General features: G+C 67.8%; 19 protein-coding genes. 8 read left to right on the top strand and 11 right to left on the bottom strand.

Annotated elements, in window-relative coordinates:
- The first annotated feature begins 74 nt into the window (after positions 1-74).
- Positions 75-1,145 carry an AI-2E family transporter gene (locus tag E9536_RS00905; protein WP_124531347.1) on the top strand — a complete coding sequence of 357 codons (1,071 nt, stop codon included), beginning with the start codon at positions 75-77 and terminating at the stop codon, positions 1,143-1,145.
- 212 nt (positions 1,146-1,357) lie between these two features.
- Positions 1,358-1,732, top strand: coding sequence for a hypothetical protein (locus E9536_RS00900; RefSeq protein WP_049097651.1), 375 nt, complete (start codon positions 1,358-1,360; stop codon positions 1,730-1,732).
- Between the two features lie 24 nt (positions 1,733-1,756).
- Here E9536_RS00900 and E9536_RS00895 read toward each other — a convergent pair whose 3' ends face one another.
- Complete coding sequence (locus E9536_RS00895) at positions 1,757-2,551, bottom strand: SDR family NAD(P)-dependent oxidoreductase (protein WP_059696233.1); 795 nt, start codon at positions 2,549-2,551, stop codon at positions 1,757-1,759.
- Between the two features lie 170 nt (positions 2,552-2,721).
- Here E9536_RS00895 and E9536_RS00890 point away from each other — a divergent pair, with 170 nt between their 5' ends.
- On the top strand, positions 2,722-3,567 hold the full coding sequence (locus E9536_RS00890) for an AraC family transcriptional regulator (RefSeq protein WP_060085199.1): 846 nt from the start codon (positions 2,722-2,724) through the stop codon (positions 3,565-3,567).
- A gap of 73 nt (positions 3,568-3,640) precedes the next feature.
- Here E9536_RS00890 and E9536_RS00885 read toward each other — a convergent pair whose 3' ends face one another.
- From E9536_RS00885 to nthA, 4 genes are all read right to left on the bottom strand, one after another.
- Positions 3,641-4,228, bottom strand: coding sequence for a LysE family translocator (locus E9536_RS00885; protein WP_012338243.1), 588 nt, complete (start codon positions 4,226-4,228; stop codon positions 3,641-3,643).
- Between the two features lie 184 nt (positions 4,229-4,412).
- Entirely contained in the window at positions 4,413-5,675 is a 1,263-nt protein-coding gene (locus E9536_RS00880) for a GTP-binding protein (protein ID WP_136469099.1), read from the bottom strand.
- Positions 5,672-6,325 (bottom strand): nitrile hydratase subunit beta, encoded by a 654-nt coding sequence (nthB, locus tag E9536_RS00875; protein ID WP_027791483.1) that lies wholly within the window; start codon positions 6,323-6,325, stop codon positions 5,672-5,674. Before nthB ends, E9536_RS00880 begins: the two co-directional genes overlap by 4 nt.
- A 42-nt stretch (positions 6,326-6,367) precedes the next feature.
- On the bottom strand, positions 6,368-6,967 hold the full coding sequence (gene nthA / locus E9536_RS00870; RefSeq protein ID WP_136469098.1) for a nitrile hydratase subunit alpha: 600 nt from the start codon (positions 6,965-6,967) through the stop codon (positions 6,368-6,370).
- Between the two features lie 511 nt (positions 6,968-7,478).
- On the opposite strand from nthA, the gene E9536_RS00865 reads away from it, so the two are divergent.
- The 4 genes from E9536_RS00865 to E9536_RS00850 all read left to right on the top strand — a co-directional run bounded on the left by E9536_RS00865 (position 7,479) and on the right by E9536_RS00850 (position 12,293).
- Positions 7,479-8,375: a transporter gene (locus E9536_RS00865; RefSeq protein WP_136469097.1), complete on the top strand. Its 897-nt coding sequence runs from the start codon at positions 7,479-7,481 to the stop codon at positions 8,373-8,375.
- Positions 8,376-8,467: 92 nt separating this feature from the next.
- On the top strand, positions 8,468-9,526 hold the full coding sequence (locus E9536_RS00860) for a phenylacetaldoxime dehydratase family protein (protein ID WP_060195900.1): 1,059 nt from the start codon (positions 8,468-8,470) through the stop codon (positions 9,524-9,526).
- 55 nt (positions 9,527-9,581) lie between these two features.
- The gene (locus E9536_RS00855; RefSeq protein ID WP_136469096.1) at positions 9,582-11,108 is read left to right on the top strand and encodes an amidase; all 1,527 of its coding nucleotides are present in this window, start codon (positions 9,582-9,584) and stop codon (positions 11,106-11,108) included.
- A gap of 144 nt (positions 11,109-11,252) precedes the next feature.
- On the top strand, positions 11,253-12,293 hold the full coding sequence (locus tag E9536_RS00850; RefSeq protein ID WP_059695019.1) for a helix-turn-helix domain-containing protein: 1,041 nt from the start codon (positions 11,253-11,255) through the stop codon (positions 12,291-12,293).
- 73 nt (positions 12,294-12,366) lie between these two features.
- Here E9536_RS00850 and E9536_RS00845 read toward each other — a convergent pair whose 3' ends face one another.
- From E9536_RS00845 to E9536_RS00820, 6 genes are all read right to left on the bottom strand, one after another.
- Positions 12,367-13,833 carry a heavy metal sensor histidine kinase gene (locus tag E9536_RS00845; protein ID WP_136469095.1) on the bottom strand — a complete coding sequence of 489 codons (1,467 nt, stop codon included), beginning with the start codon at positions 13,831-13,833 and terminating at the stop codon, positions 12,367-12,369.
- Positions 13,830-14,525, bottom strand: coding sequence for a heavy metal response regulator transcription factor (locus tag E9536_RS00840; RefSeq protein WP_021159240.1), 696 nt, complete (start codon positions 14,523-14,525; stop codon positions 13,830-13,832). The genes E9536_RS00845 and E9536_RS00840 overlap by 4 nt, the downstream gene beginning before the upstream one ends.
- A 28-nt stretch (positions 14,526-14,553) precedes the next feature.
- The gene (locus E9536_RS00835; RefSeq protein WP_136469402.1) at positions 14,554-16,059 is read right to left on the bottom strand and encodes an efflux transporter outer membrane subunit; all 1,506 of its coding nucleotides are present in this window, start codon (positions 16,057-16,059) and stop codon (positions 14,554-14,556) included.
- A gap of 5 nt (positions 16,060-16,064) precedes the next feature.
- Complete coding sequence (locus tag E9536_RS00830; protein WP_021159238.1) at positions 16,065-17,294, bottom strand: efflux RND transporter periplasmic adaptor subunit; 1,230 nt, start codon at positions 17,292-17,294, stop codon at positions 16,065-16,067.
- A gap of 46 nt (positions 17,295-17,340) precedes the next feature.
- A complete protein-coding gene (locus E9536_RS00825) occupies positions 17,341-20,508 on the bottom strand; it encodes an efflux RND transporter permease subunit (protein WP_119338612.1) in 3,168 nt (1,055 codons plus the stop codon).
- A 228-nt stretch (positions 20,509-20,736) separates the two neighbouring features.
- Positions 20,737-21,492, bottom strand: a complete 756-nt coding sequence (locus E9536_RS00820) for a Crp/Fnr family transcriptional regulator (protein ID WP_059814227.1) — start codon at positions 21,490-21,492, stop codon at positions 20,737-20,739.
- A gap of 168 nt (positions 21,493-21,660) precedes the next feature.
- Between E9536_RS00820 and E9536_RS00815 the strand changes: the two genes are divergently transcribed.
- A complete protein-coding gene (locus tag E9536_RS00815; protein ID WP_059694975.1) occupies positions 21,661-23,313 on the top strand; it encodes an acyl-CoA synthetase in 1,653 nt (550 codons plus the stop codon).
- Positions 23,314-23,327 lie beyond the last annotated feature (14 nt).

Below are 23,327 nucleotides of genomic sequence, written 5' to 3'. Positions count from 1 at the left end.
CGATGGATAGAATGGCGGTTCATGCAGGCCGGTTGCCTGCGCGAACCGCCATTTTTCATTTCGACAGAGGTGCCATGGGCGCACACGTCCCGTCGTCTCACGACTCCGCCGCACGGCCGCGCGCGCAGCAGGTTGCCCGCGTCGTGCTGTATGCGGCGCTGCTGGTGCTCGCGCTGTGGATCATCCGCGACTTCATTCCCGCCATCGCATGGGCCTGCGTGATCGCCATCGCGATGTGGCCGCTGCTCAAATGCTTCGAATCGCACCGGCTGTTCCGTGACCGGCCGACGTTGATCGCGACCGTCATCACGGCCGCGATCTCGCTGCTCGTCGTGCTGCCGATCGCGGTCGCGGCCGTCCAGGCGATCGGGCAGGCGCACGACCTGCGCGAGTGGCTGAAGTCGGTCCAGGACAGCGGCATTCCGTTGCCGGACGTCGTCAGCCGGCTGCCTTACGGTTCGGCTCAGATCACCGAATGGTGGCAGGCCAATCTCGGCCATCCGCTGCATCCGGCCAGTGCGATGCACGGCGTCAACAGCGAGAAATTCCTCGCGTTCGGGCGGCAGTTCGGCACGAAGCTCGCGCATGTGCTGCTCGAATTCGGCTTCATGCTCGTCACGCTGTTCGTGATCCTGCGCGCGGGCCACAAGCTGTCGGGCGCATTGCTGCAGGGCGCGCGGCGCGCGTTCGGGCACAACGGCGCGGAACTGATCGACCGGATGGTCAAGGCCGTGTACGGCACGGTGACGGGGCTCGTCGTCGTCGGGCTCGGCGAGGGGGCGCTGCTCGGCATCGCGTATGCGCTGGCCGGCGTCCCGCATGCGGCGCTGCTCGGCCTCGTCACGGCGATTGCCGCGATGTTGCCGTTCTGCGCGCCGATCGTGTTCTGCGGCGCGGCGCTCTGGCTGTTCGTGCAGGGTGCGACGGTGTGGGCCGTCGTGGTGGCCGTGCTCGGTTTCGTCGTCGTGTTCGTGGCCGAGCATTTCGTGCGGCCGGTGCTGATCGGCAGCTCGGCGCGGCTGCCGTTCCTGCTGGTGCTGTTCGGCATCCTCGGCGGCGCCGAGACGTTCGGCCTGATCGGGCTGTTCGTCGGCCCCGCGCTGATGACGGTGCTGACGATGCTGTGGGCCGAGTGGATCGCGTGACGATGCGCGACGTTGTGCCGATTTGACGCATCGGCGCGGCAGATTCGATGCGCGTGCAAGCATGTGGGGGCTGCAACGACCGGGCTTGCGCGCGGGCATGACATGCAGGGATTCGTATAAAGATCTCTACATTTCTTTTCGATCCGGACCCAAAGGTCGAGTAGCATGGGGCTTTCGATCACGCCGGCATGGCGCAGCAGATTTTCCCAAGCATGCGATTGATTTCGATGGCCCGTCCCGCAGCGACGCTGTCCCTGGCCGCCAGCTGCCTGATGTTGCACGGCTGCGCGTGGTTCGACTCGTGGCTGCCATTTTCGTACTCACGCACGCCGCTCGCGCGGGCCGCGTCGCGGCACGGCGCGACGCGCGCCGATGTCGTCCGCGCGGCCGGCAACCCGCGCAGCGTGTGGATGGTCCGCAACGGCAGCGGCGTCTGCTACAACTACTTCATCGAGCACGGCAACGATCACCGCGAATATTTCGTCGTGTTCGACAGGGCCGGCATCGTCACGCAACACGGCTTCGATTCGTGCATGAACGCCGACCGCAAGGGCACGCTCCAGCCGGGCAAGGCCGCTTCGCGCTAGCGCGGCGGCCGTGCCCGCCCGCCGTCACGCGATCGTGTCGACCACGCCGCCGTCCACCCGCAACGCGGCGCCCGTCGTCGCCGAAGCCTGCGGCGAGCACACGTAGACCACCAGGTTCGCGACTTCCTCGGGCGTCGCCGGCCGCTGGATGATCGAGCTCGAACGATGGTTGCGCACGAACTCCACGGCCACGTCTTCCACGCTGCGGCCGGTTTCGTCGGCTGTTTCCTTCAGCAGCGCCCGCACGCCGTCCGACATCGTCGGCCCCGGCAGCACTGAGTTGACGGTCACGTTGGTGCCGGCCGCGAGCTTCGCGAGGCCGCGTGCGATCGACAGCTGCGCGGTTTTCGTGAATCCGTAATGAATCATGTCGACCGGGATGTTCAGGCCCGATTCCGACGAAATGAACACGATGCGGCCGGCATTGCGTTCGATCATCCCCTTCAGGTAATGCCGTGCGAGCCGCACGCCGGACATCACGTTCATCTGGAAGTAATGTTCCCACTCGGCGTCGTCGATCTCGAAGAACGCCTTCAGGCCGTAGATGCCCGCATTGTTGACGAGGATGTCGGCCGCGGGCGTGTGCTGCGTGATGCGGGCGACACCCGCGGCATCGGAGAGATCGGCCGCGATGCCGTCGAAGCCCGCGTCGGGGACGGCCGCGCGCAGGTGCGCGAGCGCGGACTGCACCGACGCATCGCTGCGGCCGTTGACGACGACGCGCGCACCGGCGCGCGCGAGCCCTTCGGCAATCGCGAGCCCGATGCCGGCGGTGGAGGCGGTGACGACCGCGGTCTTGCCTTTCAGATCGATATGCATGAGCGTGACGGAAGAGGAGTGAACGAAAACCGCCGCGGGCGCCGCGGCGGACGGAATTCAAAGCTTAGGCGAAACGGCGCAATCCCGTATCGAAGCGTGGCGTTCCGGTTGCGCGGCGCCGCACAGTCTTGTACGGTGGGCGGTCGCCGTCCGAACCGGGAGCCCGCCGCGTGAGCCGTACCGCCAACCGATCCGTCGTACCGTCGCCGTTCTGGCGCGATGCCGCGCTGCCGTTCATCGAGGCGCGCACCGTCGACGACGGCCGCTCGATCTGCTACGCGAAGCACACGCACGACACGTTTTCGGTGGGCGCGATCGTCGGCGGCACGAGCACCTACGTGAACGGCGCAACGCACGAGCACGTCGGGCGCGGTGTGCTGGTGATCATCGATCCGGAACAGGTGCATGCGTGCAATCCGTACGGCCCCGACGCGTGGGCGTACCGGATGGTCTATGTCGACGTGCCGTGGCTCGCGCGGCTGCAGCATTCGCTGGGCCGCGATCCGAACCGCGATTTTCACGGCTTTTCGCCGAAGTTGACCGAGCGGCGCGACCTGTTCGCGCAATTTGGCGGCTTCTACCGGACGCTCGTCGCGCCCGGCATCGATCCGCTCGGCAAGGAGAGCGCGGCGGTCGAATTCTTCACGGCGCTGCACGGCGCGCTCGACCGCGAGCTGCCCGGCCCGCGCGCCGGGGACGACAACGCCAAGCTCGCGCGCGCGGCCGACTACATCGCCGCGCATTGCCGCGAGGGCGTCACGCTCGATGCGATCTGCGCGGCCGCCGATTTGTCGCCGTCGTACCTGATCCGCGCGTTCAACGCGCGCTACGGCATGACGCCGCATGCGTTCCTGATCGACCGCCGCGTGCAGTACGGCCGCACGGAGCTGCGCCGCGGCCGGCCGATCGCCGACGTCGCGCTCGACGCGGGCTTTGCCGACCAGGCCCATTTCCAGCGCGCGTTCCGGCGGATCGCGGCCGCGACGCCCGGCCAGTACCGCAGCGCGACGAGCTGAACGGCAGCGCGCAGAGCGCGGAGTGCGCTCGCGCCGTCGATACGCCGAAGCGCCTGACCCGCGAGCCGGCCGGCTAGACGTCCAGCAGAAACAGCGCGCTGCCCGCGAGCAGCAGCGCCATCAGCCGGTTGAACACGCGCATCCTCCGCGCGTTCGCGAGCCGGTGCCGCAGCGATGCGCCGGCATATCCCCAGCAAGCGATCGACGCGAAACAGATCACGAGATACAGCGCGGCGAACTGCCAGACCTGCGCGCGGTCGCCGTCGGCCGCGTACGCGCCCATCGCGGCCACGCACGCGAGCCACGCCTTCGGATTGAGCCACTGCATCGCAGCGCCGGACGCCGCCGACGGGCCGGCCACGTCCGGGTCGGCCGACAGCCGGCCGTCGTCGAGCGCGAGCCGCAGCGCCATGTACAGCAGGAACGCGATCCCCGACCACTGCGTGGCGGTCGTCAGCACGGGCCAGCGCGCGAGCGCCGCGTGCAGCCCGAGGCCGATCAGCAGGAACAGCGCGACGAAGCCGAGCGTCGCGCCGGCCGCATACCGCAGGCTTGCGCCGAGACCGTGGCGCGCGCCCGCGCTGAGCGCGACGATGTTGACGGGACCGGGGGTGATCGACGACGCCAGCGCGAACGCGGCCATCGAAACCAGCATGCTCATTGATTGCCTCCATGCGAATGTCAAAGTCGCATCGAGACTAAAGAAGCCGCGCGTGCCGGTATTGAAGAAAACTGCCCTCGGCGGCGCTGTCTGGATTCAGGTAACGCCGAACCGGGCACGGCGCTCACCGGTGCTCGACAGTCGTTGGACGCAGGCGTTGCAACCGAAGGCATCGAGTCTCACGTCACGGACGAGCGGCCGCCGCGAGCGCGTCGAACGCGTCGGCTTCCGGAAGCCACAGCCACGACTCCGGGCCCGCGTCGATTTCCTCGACCGTCAGCAGGCACGCATCGAGTTCGCGACGCAACCGGTCGTGATCGACCGACTGCCCGATGAACACGATTTCCTGCCGACAATCCCCTGCAGGCTCCTCCCATTTTTTCAGCACGCCATCGCGGCGATAGTCGTCGTGCGGCCAGTCCGACTGCGGGATGAATCGCCACCATCGCCCAACGTAACCCCACTGGAACGCGCCGCCCGTCTGCACGAGCATGGCGATCTCGGGATAGCGGTGCGCAGCCCAGACATAACCCTTGCAGCGAAGCAGCCGGCCGTTGTCCCACGGGCGGCGCAGCCATGCGAGCAGGCGCGCCGGATGAAACGGCGCACGTTCACGATAGGTCCACGACGCGATCCCGTACGCATCCGATTCCGAGGGACGTTCGTCGATCTGCATGCGCTGCATCCATCCCGGCGATTCGACGAGCGCCGGCAGATCGAAGCGCCGGGTATCGAGCACGTCTGACGGATCGACCTTGCCGTGCTGCATCGGCAGGATTCGCGCAGATGGATTCAGCGACGCAAGAATCGCGCACAGCCGGTCGAAACCCGCGTGGCCGATCCGGTCGAGACGGCTCACGAGGATCACGTTCGCGTATTCGACTTGCTCGAGAAGCAGGTCCGACAGCTTGCGCGGCGGACCGGAATTGCCGTCGTTCGCGAGCGCCGCGTCGTGCGCGACCGGTTCGGCCGACGTGATCATGTCCTCGAACGTCTCGCCGTCGACCACCGTGACGAGCGTGTCCAGCCGTGCCAGCTCGCTCAGGCTGAAACTGTCCCGATCGAGAAACGCAAACGTCTCCGCGACCGGCATCGGCTCCGAGATGCCGGTCGACTCGATCAGCAGATAGTCGAAGCGGCGCTGCCGCGCGAGCGTGCTGATCTGCTCCAGCAGATCGGCGCGCAGCGTGCAGCAGATGCAGCCGTTGCTCATCTCGACCAGTTCGTCCTCGCCTCGATGCAGCTCGACGTTGCGCCGCACATCGTCGGCGTCGATGTTCACTTCGCTCATGTCGTTGACGATCACGGCGACCTTCAGTCCCGCGCGATTGCGCAGGATGTGGTTCAGCAACGTCGTTTTCCCGGCGCCGAGGAAGCCGGACAGCACGGTGACCGGAATCCTCGGGCCAGGGGCGGCCGGCGCGCCTTGCTTCCCCGGCGTCGTCATGCGCTCTGCCCGGACGCGCGATCCAGGTAGCCTTCGAACAGGTCGACCACGACGTAGCCGTCGTCGGCGGCGTCGCCCCACAGATCCTTCACGCGGAACTCGACATGGTAGGTCGGCTGACGGGCGGCGCCGGTGTCGCCGTGGCCGATCGCGTCCGGGAAGGGCCACGATTCGGTCGTCCGGTGCAGCACGACGCCTTCCTTGCCGCGAACGTAGCCCGGCGCGCGGATGTGCCCGCTGACGTATTCGTCGCGAACGACGACACGCTCGCCGACCTCGAACCGCGTCGAGTCGGGCGGTGCCGCCCGGCCGCCGGACGTCGGCGGGTTCGCGAGCCGGAAATGCGAACCGAGCGCGCGGTCGAGTTCATCCTGCGTGAGCACGCCGGTTTCGACGAGCAATGTCGCCGTCGCGATCACGTAGCGCTCGTAGTAGCGCGTGCCGACATGCTGGCGTACGTCGATGCGTTCGACCGCGTGACGTACCTCGTCGACGCTGAATTTTTTCAGTTGGTCCACGCCGACGAACATCAGGCTGTACGCGAGATGTTCCCAGTCTTCCTTGAAGACCGGCTTGTAGCCGAGACTGTTGATCGTGTGCGGCACCGGGCCGAAACCCTGGAATCCGCCGAGGTCGTGAAAGCCGTCCATATGTGATCTCCGAGATGAAGGTCGAGAGCGAAACGGGGGGAGTCAGCGCGCGCGCGGCAGCGCCACGCCGATCAGCACATCCTTCGTGACGAGCGTGCGCAGTTGTTCCTCGGTCATGTGCTCGCTGCCGGCCGGCCGCACGGGCAGCACGAGATAGCGGCTTTCGGCGGTCGTATCCCAGACCTTCACGACGACGTCGTCGGGCAGGTCGGTGCCGAGCTCGCGCAGCACCGTGCGGCCCTCGCGGACGAGCCGCGCACGATATTCGAAGCCCTTGTACCACTCGGGCGGCAGCCCGAGCACCGGCCAGTTCGTGCATGAGCACAGGCTGCAGACGATCACGTTCTTCAGCGTGGGCGTGTCTTCGAGCGCGACGATGTACTCGCCCTGCGGGCCGGTGTAGCCGAACTGCGCGCACGCGGCCGTGCCGTCCTTCAGCAGCAGTTCGCGAAACGCCGGGTCGACCCACGCACGCGCGACGATGCGCGCGCCGTTGGCCGGATCCCAGGTCGTGGACATCAGCTCGGTCAGGCCTTCGATATAGCCGTCGGGGATCAGGTTCTTCTCTTTCAACACGCGAAACAGCGCCCAGGCACGTTCGCCGGGCGTCGAGGCTGTTTCCGCGGAAGGGATCGCGCTCATCGTGGGGTTCCTTGTCGTGGTTCGGGTTGACCGCCGCCATCGCGTTGGTATTGCCGTGGCGGGGCGTGGACGCGTGGTGTCGGTCACGCTCGACGAGCAGGGTAAGAAGAGAAAAAGCGCGGTTCTTTGCCGGCACGGATCGGAAACTGTGCTGAGACGGCCCCGTGGCGCGGCATGGGGCCGATGCGCGCGGATGAGCGGAGATGGGCGGCAATTGGCGAGCGCCCGGCACGAAAACAGCGGCAGCGGCGCACGTTTTGCGACCGCTGCATGACATCGGAGGCGCAGGTCCGCCACAGCCAATTTCTTGTTCCGCCGGAAAACAGAACTGCGGATTTTGCCTTCCTATTCTCATCCTCAAGCGACGGCCGTTCGATGTCGCGAATCGCCGGCATCCCCGATGTAACGGCGGAACAACAGTCGGCCAGCATCCCGCGATTCCACCATCCGGCGACGGTTCCCGTTCGTCGTGCGTCGAGCGTGGCGGTGTCTGCGCAACCAGGTGAGGAGCATGATGGACAACGTCAACAGAATGAAACTGAAGCGGATCGCGCGCTGGATCGGTTTGTCGCTGATCGCCGTCGCATCGCATTACGCGGGCGCGGTCGAGGTCGATCCCGGCGACTATGAGCAGTATCCGGTCGGCGCGACGATCGGCGTGCTGTACTACAACTATTCCGCGACGAACGCCTACTACGCGAACGGCCACCGGACGTCGGATTTCGACCTGCAGTCGAATGTCGGCATCGCCCGCCTGCTGCATGTGTTCCAGCTCACCGACAGGCTCACGATCGATCCGCAGGTGTTGCTGCCGTTCGGTCACATCAGCAGCTTCGGCAACGCCGGCGCGCTTGGCAGTACGAACGGTGTCGGCGACGTGATCCTGACCGCACCGTTGAAATTCCGCCTGAACGAAGCGAAGGACGTCGCCGCCGCGACGGTCTACGTCTACGCGCCGACCGGGAGCTATGACCAGAACCGCGGTCTCAATCTCGGCGCCAACCGCTGGTCGCTCGATTTCCAGGCAGCCTACGTCAAGCACTTTTCGCCGCAGTGGGCACTCGATCTCGTCGGCGACGCGATCTGGTACGGCAACAACACGTCGTACGGCGCGAGCGGCGCGACGCTGCATCAGCGGATGAGCTACAGCGCACAGGCGATGGTGCGTTACATGCCCGATCCGGGCACGTCGCTCGGGATCGGCGTCACGCAGCTCTGGGGCGGTGAAACGAGCGTCGACGGCACGGACAACAACGACGCGCTGCGCACGACGCGCCTGCGGATCACCGCGGCGAAGTTCGTGACGAAGGCCGACCAGGTGCAAATCCAGCTCGGCACCGACCTGAGCGTGCGCAACGGTCCGAAGAACAGTGTGCTCGCCGGCCTGCGTTACGCGCACATCTTCTGACCACCCGCATGCGCCGGGATAAGGCCGGTGCATGTCGCTCCTTCCCCACGTCGATACCCCGACACCCGATTCCCTTTCCAGAGAGGTCATGCATGGAATCCGCCATCGACAAACACCTGGTCTGCCCGCGGACGCTGTCGCGCCGCGTCGCCGATGACTACCAGCCGCCGTTCCCGATGTACGTCGCCCGGGCCGCCGAAGACCTGAGCCAGGTCGTGATGGGCTATTTCGGCGTGCAATACGGCGGCGCCGACAAGCGCGCGGCGGCACTGGCCGCTTTGCGCGGGATCGTCGCCGATTTCGGTGCGCAGGACGGCCCGAACAACTTCGATCTGACGCAACACACCGACGACCAGGGTTACGAGAACCTGATCGCCGTCGGCTACTGGCGCGATCCGGCCGCGTATGCGCGCTGGATTGCGTCGCCCGCACTCGTCGAATGGTGGGCCTCCGACGCACGCCTCGCGGACGGCATCGGCTACTTCCGGGAAATCGTCGCGCCGCGCGCCGAGCAGTTCGAGACGCTCTACGCATTCACGAACGATTTCCCCGGCGTCGGCGCGATCATGGACGGCGTCAGCGGCGAGATCGAGGAGCACGGCTACTGGGGATCGATGCGCGACCGGTTCCCGATCTCGCAGACGGACTGGATGCGGGCGGACGGCGAGTTGCGCATCGTCGAGGGCGATCCGGCCCGCGGTGGCCGCGTGGTCGTGCTGGCGCACGACAACATCGCGCTGATTCGCTCCGGCCAGGACTGGCGCGCGGCCGAGCACGACGAGCGCCGACTGTATCTCGAGGAGATCGAGCCGACGCTGCGCAGCGGAATGGACTTCCTGCGCGACAACGGCACGGAGGTCGGCTGCTACAGCAACCGCTACGTGCGCTCGATCGATCTCGACGGCAACGTGCTCGACGAGAGCTACAACATCGGCCACTGGCGCTCGCTCGACCGCCTCGAGCGATGGGCCGAATCCCATCCGACGCACCTGCGGATCTTCGTCACGTTCTTCCGCGTCGTCACCGGGCTGTCGAAACTGCGGCTGTATCACGAGGTTTCCGTCTTCGACGCGAAGCATCAGGTCTACGAATACGTGAACTGCCATCCGCGCACCGGGATGATGCGCGACGCCGTCGCCATCGCCCGCTGAATCCTGCCGGCACCGCCGGGGCCGGCGGTGCCGCTTACCGAACTGGAGAACGTCGATGGCCATCAAACGCCCGACCCGCGAACAACTGTCCGATATGGCAGCCGGCTTCGGCTTTCATCTCGATTCCCGGCAACTCGCCGAATACGACGATGCCTTGCAGGCGAACTTCGACGCCTACGATGCGATCGACGCGCTGCCCGACTATCTGCCCGTCGTCGCGTATCCGCGCACGCCCGGCTACCGCCCGGAGGGCGACGAGAACCGTTACGGCGCGTGGGCGCGCAAGAGCACGATCCACGGCGCCGCCGACGGCAAGCTGCGCGGCAGGACGGTGGTCGTGAAAGACAACATCTGCGTCGCCGGCGTGCCGATGCGCAATGGCTCGACCACGTTCGAGGGCTACGTGCCCGATGTCGATGCGACCGTCGTCACGCGGGTGCTCGACGCCGGCGGCACGATCGCCGGCAAGTCGACCTGCGAGTACTACTGCTTTTCCGGCGGCTCGCACACGAGCGCGTCGGGGCCGGTGCACAATCCGCGCAAGGCAGGGCACTCGTCCGGCGGCTCGTCGTCGGGCAGCGGCGCGCTGGTCGCGAGCGGCGAGGTCGACATGGCGCTCGGCGGCGACCAGGGCGGCTCGGTGCGGATCCCGTCCGCCTATTGCGGCATCTACGGGATGAAGCCGACGCACGGGCTCGTGCCGTACACCGGCGCGATGCCGATCGAGGCAACCGTCGATCATCTGGGGCCGATGACGGGCAACGTGCTCGACAACGCGCTGCTGCTCGACGTGATCGCGGGCGACGACGGGCTCGATCCGCGCCAACGGACGTTGCCGCCGCGCGCCGACTATCTCGGCGTGATCCGCGACGGCATCGCGGGATTGCGGATCGGCATCCTGCGCGAGGCGTTCGGGCTCGCCAATTCGGAGAAGGTGGTCGACGAGGCCGTGCGGGCCGCCGCGCTCCGGTTGCGCAAGCTGGGCGCGCGCGTCGACGAAGTGTCGGTGCCGCTGCATGCGGCCGGCACCGCGATCTGGCTGCCGATTGCGGCCGAGGGCGCGACGCAGCAGATGATGAAGGGCAACAGCCACGGTTTCAACTGGGGAGGCCTGTACGTGACCGGCATGATCGATCATCACGCGGGCTGGCGCGAGCGCGCCGACGAGTTGCCGGATACCGTGAAGGTGACGATGCTGCTGGGCGAATATTTCACGAGCCGGTATCGCGGGCGTTACTACGCGAAGTGCCAGAACCTCGCGCGACGCTTGCGATCGGCTTACGACGCGGCGCTGCAGTCGTATGACGTATTGCTGATGCCGACCGTACCGATGCGCGCGTCGAAGCTGCCGGAGCCCGGTTGCGCGATGTCCGAGTCGCTGACGCGGGCGTTCGAGATGCTCGCGAATACCGCGCCGTTCGACGTGTCCGGGCATCCGGCAATGTCGCTGCCGTGCGGGGTAGCCGACGATCTGCCGATCGGGCTGCAACTGGTCGGGCGCCGTTTCGACGAGGCGACGCTCTACCGCGTTGCGTATGCGTATGAACAGTCGTCCGACTGGCGTCGGACGACGTGCGCATGACATGTCCGGAGCGGTAGCATGCCGCCGCCGCGCCGCGTGCCGGTTCGACCGGCCATGCGGCGTACGCGGTCATCGATTGGACAATGCGCTTTTGAACGGGCACGCTGTCGGCTGCGTGTTTGCTAACCCATGTGGGGCACGACCATGACGATGCGTCCTCTCCCGCGCGCCGCACGCGGCGACGCACCCGGTCCGGCGTCCGGCAGCCCGCTGGACGAACGGACGAACGCGGCCATCGAGGTGCCGATCGACGGCTCGGTCAGCCAGCGTATCGAATTCTGGCGCGAGACGATTCTGCGCCTGTTCGCGGACGTGCAGATCGCGGCCGTGCAGAAAGCCGATTTCTTCGGCCGGGTGCGGCAGCGCAAGTGCGAAAAGATGCGAATCTCGGAAATCCACGCGAGCGAGCAGGCCGTGATCCGGCGTTATCGCCAGGCGCGCAGCGAGTATGAGGACAAGTATTTCGGGGTCTTGATGCTCGAGGGCAGCCAGTCGGTCGAACAGGACGGCAAGATCGTCACGCTGCATCCCGGGGATTTCGCGATCTACGACGCGACCCGGCCTCACCACCTGCAGTTCGGCCAGTCGTGGCGCGAGATCGTCGTCAGCATTCCCCGTGCGACGCTGAACCAGCTCGTCGTCGGGATGGAGCACCGCACGGCGTGCCCGACGCAAACCGGGGACGGCGTCGGCAGCGTCATGCGTGCGTTTCTCGAGCAGATGTCGTCGCAGATCCGCAGTGTGACCGAGGACGAGATGCGGCAGTTGTCGGATACCGCGATCACGCTGATCGCGATGACGCTCGGGGGCATGCAACGCAACGACCTCGCGCAATCGAGGATGAAGGCGTTGACACTGACGCGTGTGAAGCGGCATGTGCTCGAGCACCTGCACGATCCGGAGCTGAACCCGATGATGATCGAGCGCTCGATCGGGATTTCGTCGCGGTACATCAACAAGCTCTTCGAGGCCGAGGAGACGTCGCTGATGCGTCACGTGTGGAACCTGCGGCTCGAACGGTGCGCGCAGGATCTCGCGAATCCGCAATGCGCGTCGCTGCGCGTGTCGGACGTCGCATTGCGCTGGGGATTCAACGACATGTCGCATTTCAGTCGCGTGTTTCGCGAGCGGTTTGCGATGTCGCCGCGGGCGTGGCGCGAGCAGGGCGGCAAGCCGCGCGCGTAATGCGTCCCGCGCCGCGTTCGTGGCCGGCAAGCGCCGATCGGAGGCGGCCGGACGTCGACAGGCGCAGCCGCCGTCAGTGCAGCGCCCGCGGCGCGTGCGCCGGCCGCGAATCGGTGGAGTCGACCACGCCGGTTGCATCGGTTGCATCTCCCGCGCGCAGCGGTCCGCCCGCGCAGGGTTCCGTCGACACCGAGAAGCCGAACGTGTTGACGCCGCCCGAACACGCGACGAATACGCTGCCGCCGTGCATCTCGGCGACGGCCTTGACGATCGACAGCCCGAGCCCGTGGTTCTCCTTGCTGTTCGCGCGGGCTTCCTCGAGCCGGTAGAAGCGTTCGAACACATGCGAGCGCTGCACCGGATCGATCGGCTCGCCGGGGTTCGACACGGCCATCTCGACGAGCGTGTCGCGGCGCGTGATCGTCACGTGCAACGTCGCGCCGGGCGACGAATGCTGGATCGCATTGATCAGCAGGTTCGTCATCGCACGACGGAACAGCGACGGATCGACGGCCGCGCGCGCGTCGCCGTGCAGTTCGGCGTGCAACTGCGCCTCGTCGAGCGGGATCTCGAGGAAATCGAGCATGCGCCGCACCTCGTCGGCGAGCGACACGTCCTTCAGGTCGGTTGCCCGTTCGCCGCGGTCGCTGCGCGACAGGAACAGCATGTCGTTGATGATCACGCGCAGCCGTTCGAATTCCTCGAGGTTCGACTGCAGCGTCTGCCGCATCCGCTCGACCGTGCGGTCGCGGCTGGTCAGCGCGACCTGGGTCTGGCCGATCAGGATGCTGATCGGCGTGCGCAGTTCGTGCGCGACGTCCGCGTTGAACGCCTCGAGCCGCGCGTAGGTCTGCTGGATGCGATCGAGCGCGCCGTTGAACGACGTGGCGAGGTCGCGCAGCTCGGCCGGCAGCGCGTCGGTGTGCAGCCGCTGGCGGCGGTTCGCGAGGCTGATGGCCGATGCATCCTGCGACAGCCGGTCGAGCGGCGCGAGCCCGAAGCGGGCCACCGCGCGGCTCAGCAGCAGCGTGATGATCGTCGCGATCGCGATCAGCCCGGCGAGCGTCCAGCCGAAGCGGCGCAGCATCCGCTGCGTGCGCTCGCACGAGCTGGCGACGATCAGCCTCAGTGTCGGCCGCTCGCCGTTGCCGGCCACCGTGACGGTCTTCGTCATCACGTCGTAGCTGCTGTCGTTCAGCGCGTAGCGCTGGAATGCGCCGAACGGCGCGCCGACGGGCACGCCGTCGACGGGCTTGCCGAACCGGAAATCCGGATTCGTGCTGTCGACCTGGTAGCGCGTCGAGCCGTCGGGCGGTTCGAGATCGGCGAGCTTTTCCTGCATGAGGCGCCCGCGTTCGGACGTGAGCGCGTGCGACACGATCATCTCGGCGACCTTGGTGCGCGTATCGAGCGTCGCGCGCAGCTCGGCGAACAGCTGGCGCTCCATCATCACGAACAGCCCGCAGCCCACCAGCGTGAACACGAGCAGCGACACGATGCCGAACATCGCCGATAGCCGCAGGACGATCGAGCGTTTCATGCCGGCCTCTCGGTATCGCCGTCCTCGCGCGCCTCGAGCACGTAGCCCATCCCGCGGATCGTATGCAGCAGCTTGTCCGCGAACGGGCCGTCGAGCTTCGCACGCAGGCGCTTGATCGCCGTCTCGACGACGTTCGCGTTGCTGTCGAAGTTCACGTCCCACACGAGTTCGGCGATGGTCGTCTTCGACAGCACCTCGCCGCTGCGCCGCGCGAGCACGCCGAGCAGCTGGAATTCCTGCGCGGTCAGGTCGAGCCGCGTGCCGTCGCGGGTCGCGCGGCGGCCGATCAGGTCGACCCGCAGGTCGCCGATCGAGATCAGCGTCGATTCCTGCACGCGCGCGCGGCGCGTCAGCGCGCGCAGCCGTTCGATCAGCTCGAGGAACGAGAACGGCTTGGTCAGGTAGTCGTCGGCGCCGCCGCGCAAGCCCCGCACGCGGTCGTCGACGCGGTCGCGCGCGGTCAGCATGATGACGGGCGTCTGCTTCTGCGCGCGCAACGCGCGCAGCACGCCGAAGCCGTCGAGCTTCGGCAGCATCACGTCGAGCACGACGACGTCGTAGTCGAATTCGACGGCTTTCCACGCGCCGTCCTCGCCGTCGAGCGCGGTATCGACGACCCAGCCTTCCTCGGTCAGGCCGCTCTTCAGGTACTCGACGACTTTCGGTTCGTCTTCGACGATCAGGACTTTCATGTTCGAATCCGTTGTCCGCGTAATCCGGTTAAGGGCCCGGGGGCGCCGGTGCCGGGGCTGCGGCGACCTCGGCCGGCGCCGGGCCGCTTGCTGCCTGGCCGTCCCAGCCGCCGCCGAGCGCCTTCGCGAGAAACACGACGAGCGCCGCGCGCTGGCCCTGGATCTGCACGGCCTGCCGTTCGCTCGTCAGCAACTGCTGCTCGGCCGTCAGCACGTCGATGAACGGCGTCAGGCCGCCCGCGTAGCGATCCTGCGCGAGCGACACGAGCTTGCGCGCGTCGTCGACGGCCGCGGAGGCCTGCTGCGCGGCCTCCGCGAGCACCGACAACCCGGTGACCGCATTCTGCACCTCCTGGAACGCGGTGAGCACGGTCTGCCGGTAATTGGCCTGCGCGGCGACATAGCCGGCCTGCGCGAAATCGACGCCGGCTTTCAGCTTGCCGCCTTCGAACAGCGGCTGGCTGAGCGACCCGCCGACCGACCACAGCAACGCCGGGACGGTGAACAGGCCGGCGAAGCGCGTCGCGTCCCAGCCGATGTCGGGCGACAGCGTGATGCGCGGGAAATACGCGGCGCGCGCGACGCCGATCTGCGCATTCGCGGCGACCATCGCGCGCTCGGCCGACGCGACGTCGGGGCGCCGCTGCAGCACGTCGCTCGGCAGGCCGGTCGGCAGCGCGGGCGCGTTGATCGGCACGACGCGCGGCGCGATCGAGAAGGTGGGGGCCGGCGTGCCGACCAGTGTCGCGATCGCGGCTTCGACCTGCACGCGCTGCTGGAGCAGCAACTGCGCCTGGGTGCGCGTCGCGTCGAGCTGCGCGCGCTGCTGCAGCAGGTCGAGGCCCGACACCGCGCCGAGGTCGTGCCGCGCGCTCACGTAGTCGAGCGCCTTCTGCTGCAGGTCGATCGAGCGCTTGACGACGTCGATCTCGGTGTCGAATTCGCGCAGCGCGAAATAGCTCGACGCGAGATCGGCGGTCAGCACCAGGCGCGCGTTCGCGAAATCGTCGCGCGCCTGTTCGGTGGTGGCCTGCGCCGATTCGACGCTGCGCCGCACGCGGCCGAACAGGTCGAGCTCGTAGCTGACGCTCGCGCCGACCTGGACGTCGTTCTGCACGGTCGACGCGCTCTGCGTCGCGTAGTTGGTCTGCGGCCGGTCTGCCGAGATCTTGAAGCGCTGGCCGCTCGCGTTCAGGCCGACGGCCGGATACTGCGCCGAGGCGACCGACGCGAGTGTCGCCTTCGCCTGGTCGTAGCGCGCGGCGACGGCCTTCAGGTTCTGGTTGTTGCGCAGCGCTTCGGCTTCCAGCGCATCGAGCTGCGGATCGCCGAACGCGGTCCACCATGCCGGGTCGAGCGGCGCGCGGGCCGGCGCGGCCGGGTGCCAGTACGCATCGGCCGGATCGAGCCGCCACGCGGCCGGCGTGGCGACGTCGGGCCGCCGGTAGTCGGGGCCGACCGTGCAGCCGGCGAGGGCGGCGGCGAGCGCAACGGCGGTGGCGGAGACGGCGGCGGGCCGCCGGCGGATGCGCATCGCGATCACGACTTCGCCTCCGCGGCGCTCGATGCCGGTTTCGCGGCCGGCGCCGAGACGATCACCTGATCGCCGTTGGCGAGCGCGTCGCTCGGGTTCGTGACGAGACGGTCGTTCGGCGTGAGCGGGCCGTCGACTTCGAGCGTCTGCCCGATCGTGCGCACGACCGTCACCTGTTTCAGGCGCACCTGGCCGTTCGCATCGACCGTCGCGACCGTCGGGCCTTCGGCGCGGAACAGCAACGTATTGGCCGGCACCTGCAGGCGGCCGACCGGCGTCATCGGCAACGTGGCCTGCACGTAGGCGCCGGGCAGCAGCCGCCCGTCCGGGTTCGGCAGCGTGATCTCGATCTGCAGCGAGCGCGTCGCGACGTCGATCGCCTCGGACGTGCGCGTGATCGTCCCGTCGAACGTCCGGCCCGGCAGCTCGGCCTGTGCGACGCTCACGTGCTGGCCGACCTTCACCTGCTGCGCGTACGCCTGCGGCACCTGCACGTAGAGGCGCAGCCGGTCGGCCTGCACGACCGTGAACAGCGAACGGCCCGCATTGCCGGAGCTGACGAGATCGCCGACGTCGACGTTGCGCTGCGTGACGATCCCGTCGATCGGCGCGACGATCCGCTGGAAGCCTTTCAGCTCGGTGAGGCGGCGCATGTTCGCGTCGGCCGCGGCGAGGTTCGCGGTGCCCTGGTTGAACGCGCCTTGCCGGTCGTCGAGTTCCTGCTGCGAGACGGCATCGCGCTGGCGCAACTGCTGCGCGCGGTCGAACGACGTCTTCGCGAGCGCGAGCGCGGCTTGCGCCTGCTGGCGCTGCGCGGTGGCCTGCGCGAGTTCCTGGTTCAGCTCGGGCGTGTCGAGTTCGGCGAGCACCTGGCCCTGCTTCACGTGCGCGCCGATGTCGGCCTGCCAGCGCAGCACGTAGCCGCTCGCGCGTGCATAGATCGGCGCCTCGACGAAGCCGCGCAGCGTGCCGGGCAGCGACAGCTTGCCGCCGGTGGCCGCATCGACCGGATGCGCGACGGTCACGTACTGGCGCGTGTTCTGCTCGGCGACCGTGTCGAGCCGGTTGCGGTTCAGCACGTTGACGACGATCGTGCGCGCGGCGCCGGCGGCCAGCAGCACGCCGATCACGATCAGGACGATGCGTCCGCGTCGCGACACCGACGTGCGTGTCGGCAGGTGCATGCCGTGTTCGTCCACCTGGATGCCGACGGCGCTGTGATGTTTCTCTTCCATGAATTCAACCAATTCAACCGGGTAGTGGGACGAAAGGGGACGAAAGTCAGTGTCCGGCCTGGCGCGCGCGCCGGCGGGCCAGCCGCGCATGCACGCCGCCGAACACGAGCGGCACGAACAGCAGCGTCGAAACGGTCGCGAACAGCAGCCCGCCGATCACCGCGCGGCCCAGCGGCGCGTTCTGCTCGGCGCCTTCGCCGAGACCGAGCGCCATCGGCACCATCCCGATGATCATCGCGAGCGCCGTCATCAGCACCGGCCGGATCCGCGTCGCGCCGGCCTCCAGCGCGGCCGTGAGCGGCGGCGCGCCGGCTTCGAGACGCTGGCGCGCGAACGACACGACCAGGATGCTGTTCGCGGTCGCGACGCCCACCGTCATGATCGCGCCCGTCAGCGCGGGCACGCTCAGGTGCGTGCCGGTGATGAACAGCATCCACACGATGCCGGCGAGCGCGGCCGGCATCGCGCTGATGATGATCAGCGGGTCGAGCCACGACTGGAAATTGACGACGATCAGCAGGTAGACGAGCACGATCGCCATCGCGACGCCCGCACCGAGGCCGAGGTACGACGTGCGCATCGTCTCGATCTGGCCGCGCATCGTCAGCTCGGTGCCGCGCGGCAGCGTCGCGCGCGCGTCCGACACGATGCGGTCGATCTCGCCCGCGACCGCGCCGAGGTCGCGGCCCTCGACGCTCACGTACACGTCGATCGCCGGGCGGATGTTGTAGTGCGTGATCACGGCCGGGTTCGCGGTGCTGCGCACCTGCACGAGGTTGCCGAGCAGTTGCAGCGGCATGCCCGTGCGGCCGCTCGCCGAGATCGGCGTGCCGAGCAGGTCGTCGACCGACGAGATGTTGTATTGCGGGGTCTGGATCTGCAGCGGGTACTGGACGCCGGTGCGCGGGTTGATCCAGAACGACGGCGTCGTCTGCGAGCTGCCGGACAGGGAGATCAGCATGTTCTGCGCGACGTTCTGCGCGGAGAGATTGAGCTGCTGCATGCGCGTACGGTCCATGTCGGCCAGCAGGGTCGGCTCGTCGTTGCGTTGCAGCACGTGCACGTCGACGGCGCCGGGGATTTGCCTGAACTTTTTCATCAGGCTGCTCGCGATAGTCATGTTACTCGCGAGATCGTTGCCGAGCACCTGCAGGTCGATCGCGGCCGGTTGGCCGAAGTTGAGGATCTGCGTGATGATGTCCGACGGCTGGAAGAAGAACTCGACGCCCGGGAAGCGCTCGGGCAGCACCGTGCGCAGTGCCTGCACGTAGTGCTGGGTCGCGCGGTGGCCGGGCTTCAGCGCGATCAGCAGCTCGCCGTCGAGCGTGCCGATCGTGCCGGCGTTGCTGTACGACAGGTTGATGCCGCTCACCGGCAGGCCGAGGTTGTCGACGATCGCGCCGAGCTCGTCGGGCGGCACGGTTTCGCGGATCACGCGCTCGACCTGGTCGGCGAGGCGCGCGGTTTCCTCGATCCGGTAACCGGTCGGCGCGCGCATGTGCAGGCGGATGTTGCCCGAATCGGCGTTCGGGAAGAAGTCGCGGCCGAGCACGAACACGAGGCCGGTCGACAGCACGCAGAAGCCGAGGAAGCACGTCGCGTAGAAGCGGCGGCGTACCAGCAGGATGCTGAGCAGCACGATGTACCACGCGCGCAGCCGCTCGAACGCTTCGTTGAACGCGTGATGGATGCGTGCGAAGCGCGACGTCGAACGATCCGGGCCGGCGCTCGCCTGCTGCGGGCGGAACAGCAGCATCGCGAGCGTCGGCACCAGCGTGCGCGACAGCACGTACGACGCGAGCATCGCGAACACGACGGCTTCCGCGAGCGGCACGAACAGGAAACGCGCGACGCCCGTGAGGAAGAACATCGGCACGAACACGATGCAGATGCACAGCGTCGACACGAACGCGGGCACCGCGATCTCGCCGGCGCCTTCGAGGATCGCGTCATGCAGGTTCGTGCCGAGGTGCAGGTGCCGCTCGATGTTCTCGATCGTCACCGTCGCATCGTCGACCAGGATCCCGACCGCGAGCGCGAGCCCGCCGAGCGTCATGATGTTGATGGTCTCGCCGAGCGCGGACAGCGCGATCAGCGACGTGAAGATCGACAGCGGAATCGAGATCGCGATGATCAGCGTGCTGCGCCAGTTGCCGAGGAACAGCAGGATCATCATCGCGGTCAGCACGGCGGCGATCAGCGCTTCGTGGATCACGCCCTGGACGGCCGCGTCGACGAACACCGACTGGTCGAACAGCGGCGTGATCGTGAGCCCTTCGGGCAGTGTCGGGATCACCTTCGGCAGCAGCGCCTTCAGGTCCGACACGACCTTGAGCGTCGACGCGTCGCCGCTTTTCAGGATCGAGATGAGCACGCCGCGCTGGCCGTTCTGGCGCACGACGTTGGTCTGCGGCGCGAAACCGTCGCGTACCGATGCGACCTCGCGCAGATAGGTCGTCGCGCCGTTGACGGTCTGGACCGGCAGGTTGTTGATGTCGGCGACCGTATCGGCCGATGCGTTGGTGTCGATCCGGTATTCGGTCTGGCCCATCTTCGCGGTGCCGGTCGGCAGCACGAGGTTCTGCGCGTTGACCGCGTTGACGATGTCGGCGGGGGTGAGCCCCTTCGCGAGCAGCGCCTGCGGATCGAGGTCGATCGCGACCACGCGCGTGCGGCCGCCGTACGGGAACGGGATCTGCACGCCCGGCACCGTGATCAGCTGCGGGCGCAGGAAGTTGAGCGCGATGTCGGCGAGCGACTGTTCGCTGAGCGTCTTGCTCGACAGCCCGAGCTGGATCACCGGAATGCTCGAGGCCGAATAGGTGATCACGAGCGGCGGTGTCGCGCCCTGCGGCATCTGCCGCACGATCGCCTGCGCGGACGAGACCGTCTGCGCGATCGCCGTCTGCACGTTCGCGCCCGGTTGCAGGAACACCTTCACGACCGCGATGCCGGGCAGCGACGTCGATTCGACGTGCTGGATGTTGTTGACGGTCGTCGTCAGGATCCGTTCATGCACGGACGTGATGCGGTTCGTCATCTCCGTCGCGGAGAAGCCGCTGTAATTCCAGATGACGCTGATCACGGGGATGTTGATCGCGGGCAGCACGTCGACCGGCGTGCGCATCAGCGCAAGCGGGGTGGCCAGCACGATCATGATGGCCATGACGATGAACGTGTAGGGGCGCCTGAGCGCAAGATTGACGATCCACATGGAGGCAGCGGGACAGGCGGTGATCAGGCATCGGTGAAGGGAACCCGCATGATAGGCGTCGGCGTGGAACGGGTTACTGTCACGAAACTGGCGGAATTGTCAGGTTGCGGCGGGGCGGCCCGGCGCCGATTCGGCAGAGGAAACGCCGCGCGGCGCGCCGGCCGCAAAACGGTCGCGATACCGGACGGGCCGGCTGCGCCTGCGGCGGTTCCGCTCATGGGCCCGTGCTCAAATCTGCTCCATCCCGACACGCGCGAGCGCACCGAGGTCGACGACGTCGATCTGGTTGTACGCGAGCCGCAGCACGCCGAGTTTCTCGAGCTGCTGCAGCGCCTGGTTGATCCGCTGCCGCGACACGCCGACGAGCATCCCCAGTTCCTCCTGCGAGATCGACAGCGACGGGCCGGTGTCCGGGTACAGGTCGGGATTGAACAGCTGCGCGAGCGACTGCGCGACGCGTGCGTCGACGTCCAGCAGCCGGCTGTTCTGGATCGACGCGATGAATTCGCCCATCCGGTTGTTCAACTGATGAATCACGAAGCGCGTGAACGGCAGGCTCGTGTCGAGCAGCGCGTGGAACGTGTCGACCGGCACGAACAGCACGGTCGAGCGCTGGATCGCGACGACCTCGTACTTGCGCAGCTCGCGCTTGATCACGCTGCCTTCGCCGAACCAGCCGCCCGACGGCACGCCGGAGAACGTGCAGCCGCGCCCGGACGCGTTGAAGATCGCGAGCTTCAGCAGCCCGCGATGCACGCCGATCCAGTATTCGGACGGCGCGAGCCGATGGGCGATCACGTCGCCGGCCTCGCACTGCTCGACGCGCGATTGCGCGAGCACGAGCGCCTGGTGTTCGGGCGCGAGCGTGCGGAACCACGCGCACTGGCCGAACAGCGTGGACAGCGCCGGCAGCGGGCCCGGTGCGGAAAGGGCGTCGGCCGGGTGGGCGGGCGCGTCGGGCGGTGCGGCGAGAGGGTCGTGCATGGGTGCGGGTTTGCGAGGATAGGGATAACGCGCAGCGCGGGAAAGGCACTCTGTCGTTTCGATGACAGACGGCTCACAATAGCGCCCGTTAGGCTGTCGGCAATTGAACCACATCAAAACGATCCGGGGTGGAAGCGCCCCGGTCGACAGAACACGGGAGACAGGATCATGACGCAGATGTTCGAGGCCGGACTCGGCCGCCGCGACGCCAATTACGTGCCGCTCACCCCGATCGACTTCCTGGTCAGGACGGCCGAAGTCTACGGCGAGCGCCTCGCGATCGTGCACGGCGACGTGCGGCGCACCTGGGGCGAGACCTACACGCGCGCGAAGCAGCTGGCGAGCGCGCTCGCGCGGCTCGGCGTCGGCCGCGGCGACACGGTCGCGGCGATGCTGCCGAACATCCCGGCGATGGTCGAGGCGCACTTCGGCGTGCCGATGGCCGGCGCCGTGCTGAACACGATCAACACGCGGCTCGACGTGTCGTCGGTGCTGTTCATGCTGCGCCATGGCGAGGCGAAGGTGCTGATCGTCGACACCGAGTATGCGGAATTCGCGCATCGCGCGGCGCTCGAGGTGCCGGGCCTGAAGATCGTCAGCGTGGCCGATGCGATGCCGGCGGACCCCGCCCGCTTCGCGGGCGCGACCGACTACGAGGCGCTCGTGGCAAGCGGCGACGCCGACTACGCGTGGACCCCGCCCGCCGACGAATGGGACGCGATCGCGCTGAACTACACGTCCGGCACGACCGGCGACCCGAAGGGCGTCGTCTACCACCATCGCGGCGCGTATCTCGCGGCGATCAGCAACATCCTCGAATGGGACATGCCGAAGCATGCCGTCTACCTGTGGACGCTGCCGATGTTCCACTGCAACGGCTGGTGCTTCCCGTGGGCCGTCGCGGCGCGCGCGGGCGTGAACGTCTGCCTGCGCAAGTTCGACGCGAAGACGGTGTTCGACCTGATTCGCCGCGAACGCATCACGCACTACTGCGGCGCGCCGATCGTGCAGAGCGCGATCGCGAACGCGCCGGCCGAATTCCGCGCCGGCATCGACCACACGGTGCACGCGATGGTGGCGGGCGCGGCGCCCGCGCCGGCCGTGATCGCGAAGATGAAGGAGATCGGCTTCGACCTGCTGCACGTGTACGGGCTGACCGAGGTCTACGGCCCGGCGACCGTGTGCGCGAAGCAGGCGCATTGGGAGGAACTGCCCGATGAGGAGCGTGCGCGGCTCAATGCGCGCCAGGGCGTGCGCTACCACCTGGAAGCGGGCGCGACGGTGCTCGATCCCGACACGATGGCGCCGGTGCCGGCCGACGGCGAGACGCTCGGCGAGATCATGTTCCGCGGCAACATCTGCATGAAGGGCTACCTGAAGAACCCGAAGGCGACCGACGACGCGTTCCACGGCGGCTGGTTCCATACCGGCGATCTTGCGGTGCTGACGCCGGACGGCTATATCCGGATCAAGGATCGCAAGAAGGACATCATCATCTCGGGCGGCGAGAACATCTCGAGCATCGAGGTCGAGGATGCGCTGTACCGGCATCCGGCCGTGGCGGTCGCCGCCGTCGTCGCGATGCCCGACCCGAAATGGGGCGAGGTGCCGTGCGCGTTCGTCGAGCTGCGCGAAGGCGCGAGCGCGACCGAAGCGGAGATCGTCGCGCATTGCCGGCAGTTGCTCGCGGGCTTCAAGGTGCCGAAGGTCGTGCGCTTCGGCGAGCTGCCGAAGACGTCGACCGGCAAGATCCAGAAATTCCAGCTGCGCAACGCGGTCGGCTCGGACAAGGCGATCGACCTGGCGGGCGACAAGAAGTAGGCGAGCCGCCCGGC

Origin of the sequence: Burkholderia sp. LS-044 (assembly GCF_004803625.1) — a bacterium.
Classification (GTDB): Bacteria; Pseudomonadota; Gammaproteobacteria; order Burkholderiales; family Burkholderiaceae; genus Burkholderia; species Burkholderia cepacia.
Note: the sequence above shows the minus strand (reverse complement) of the source record. Positions and strands in the feature narration are given on the sequence as shown.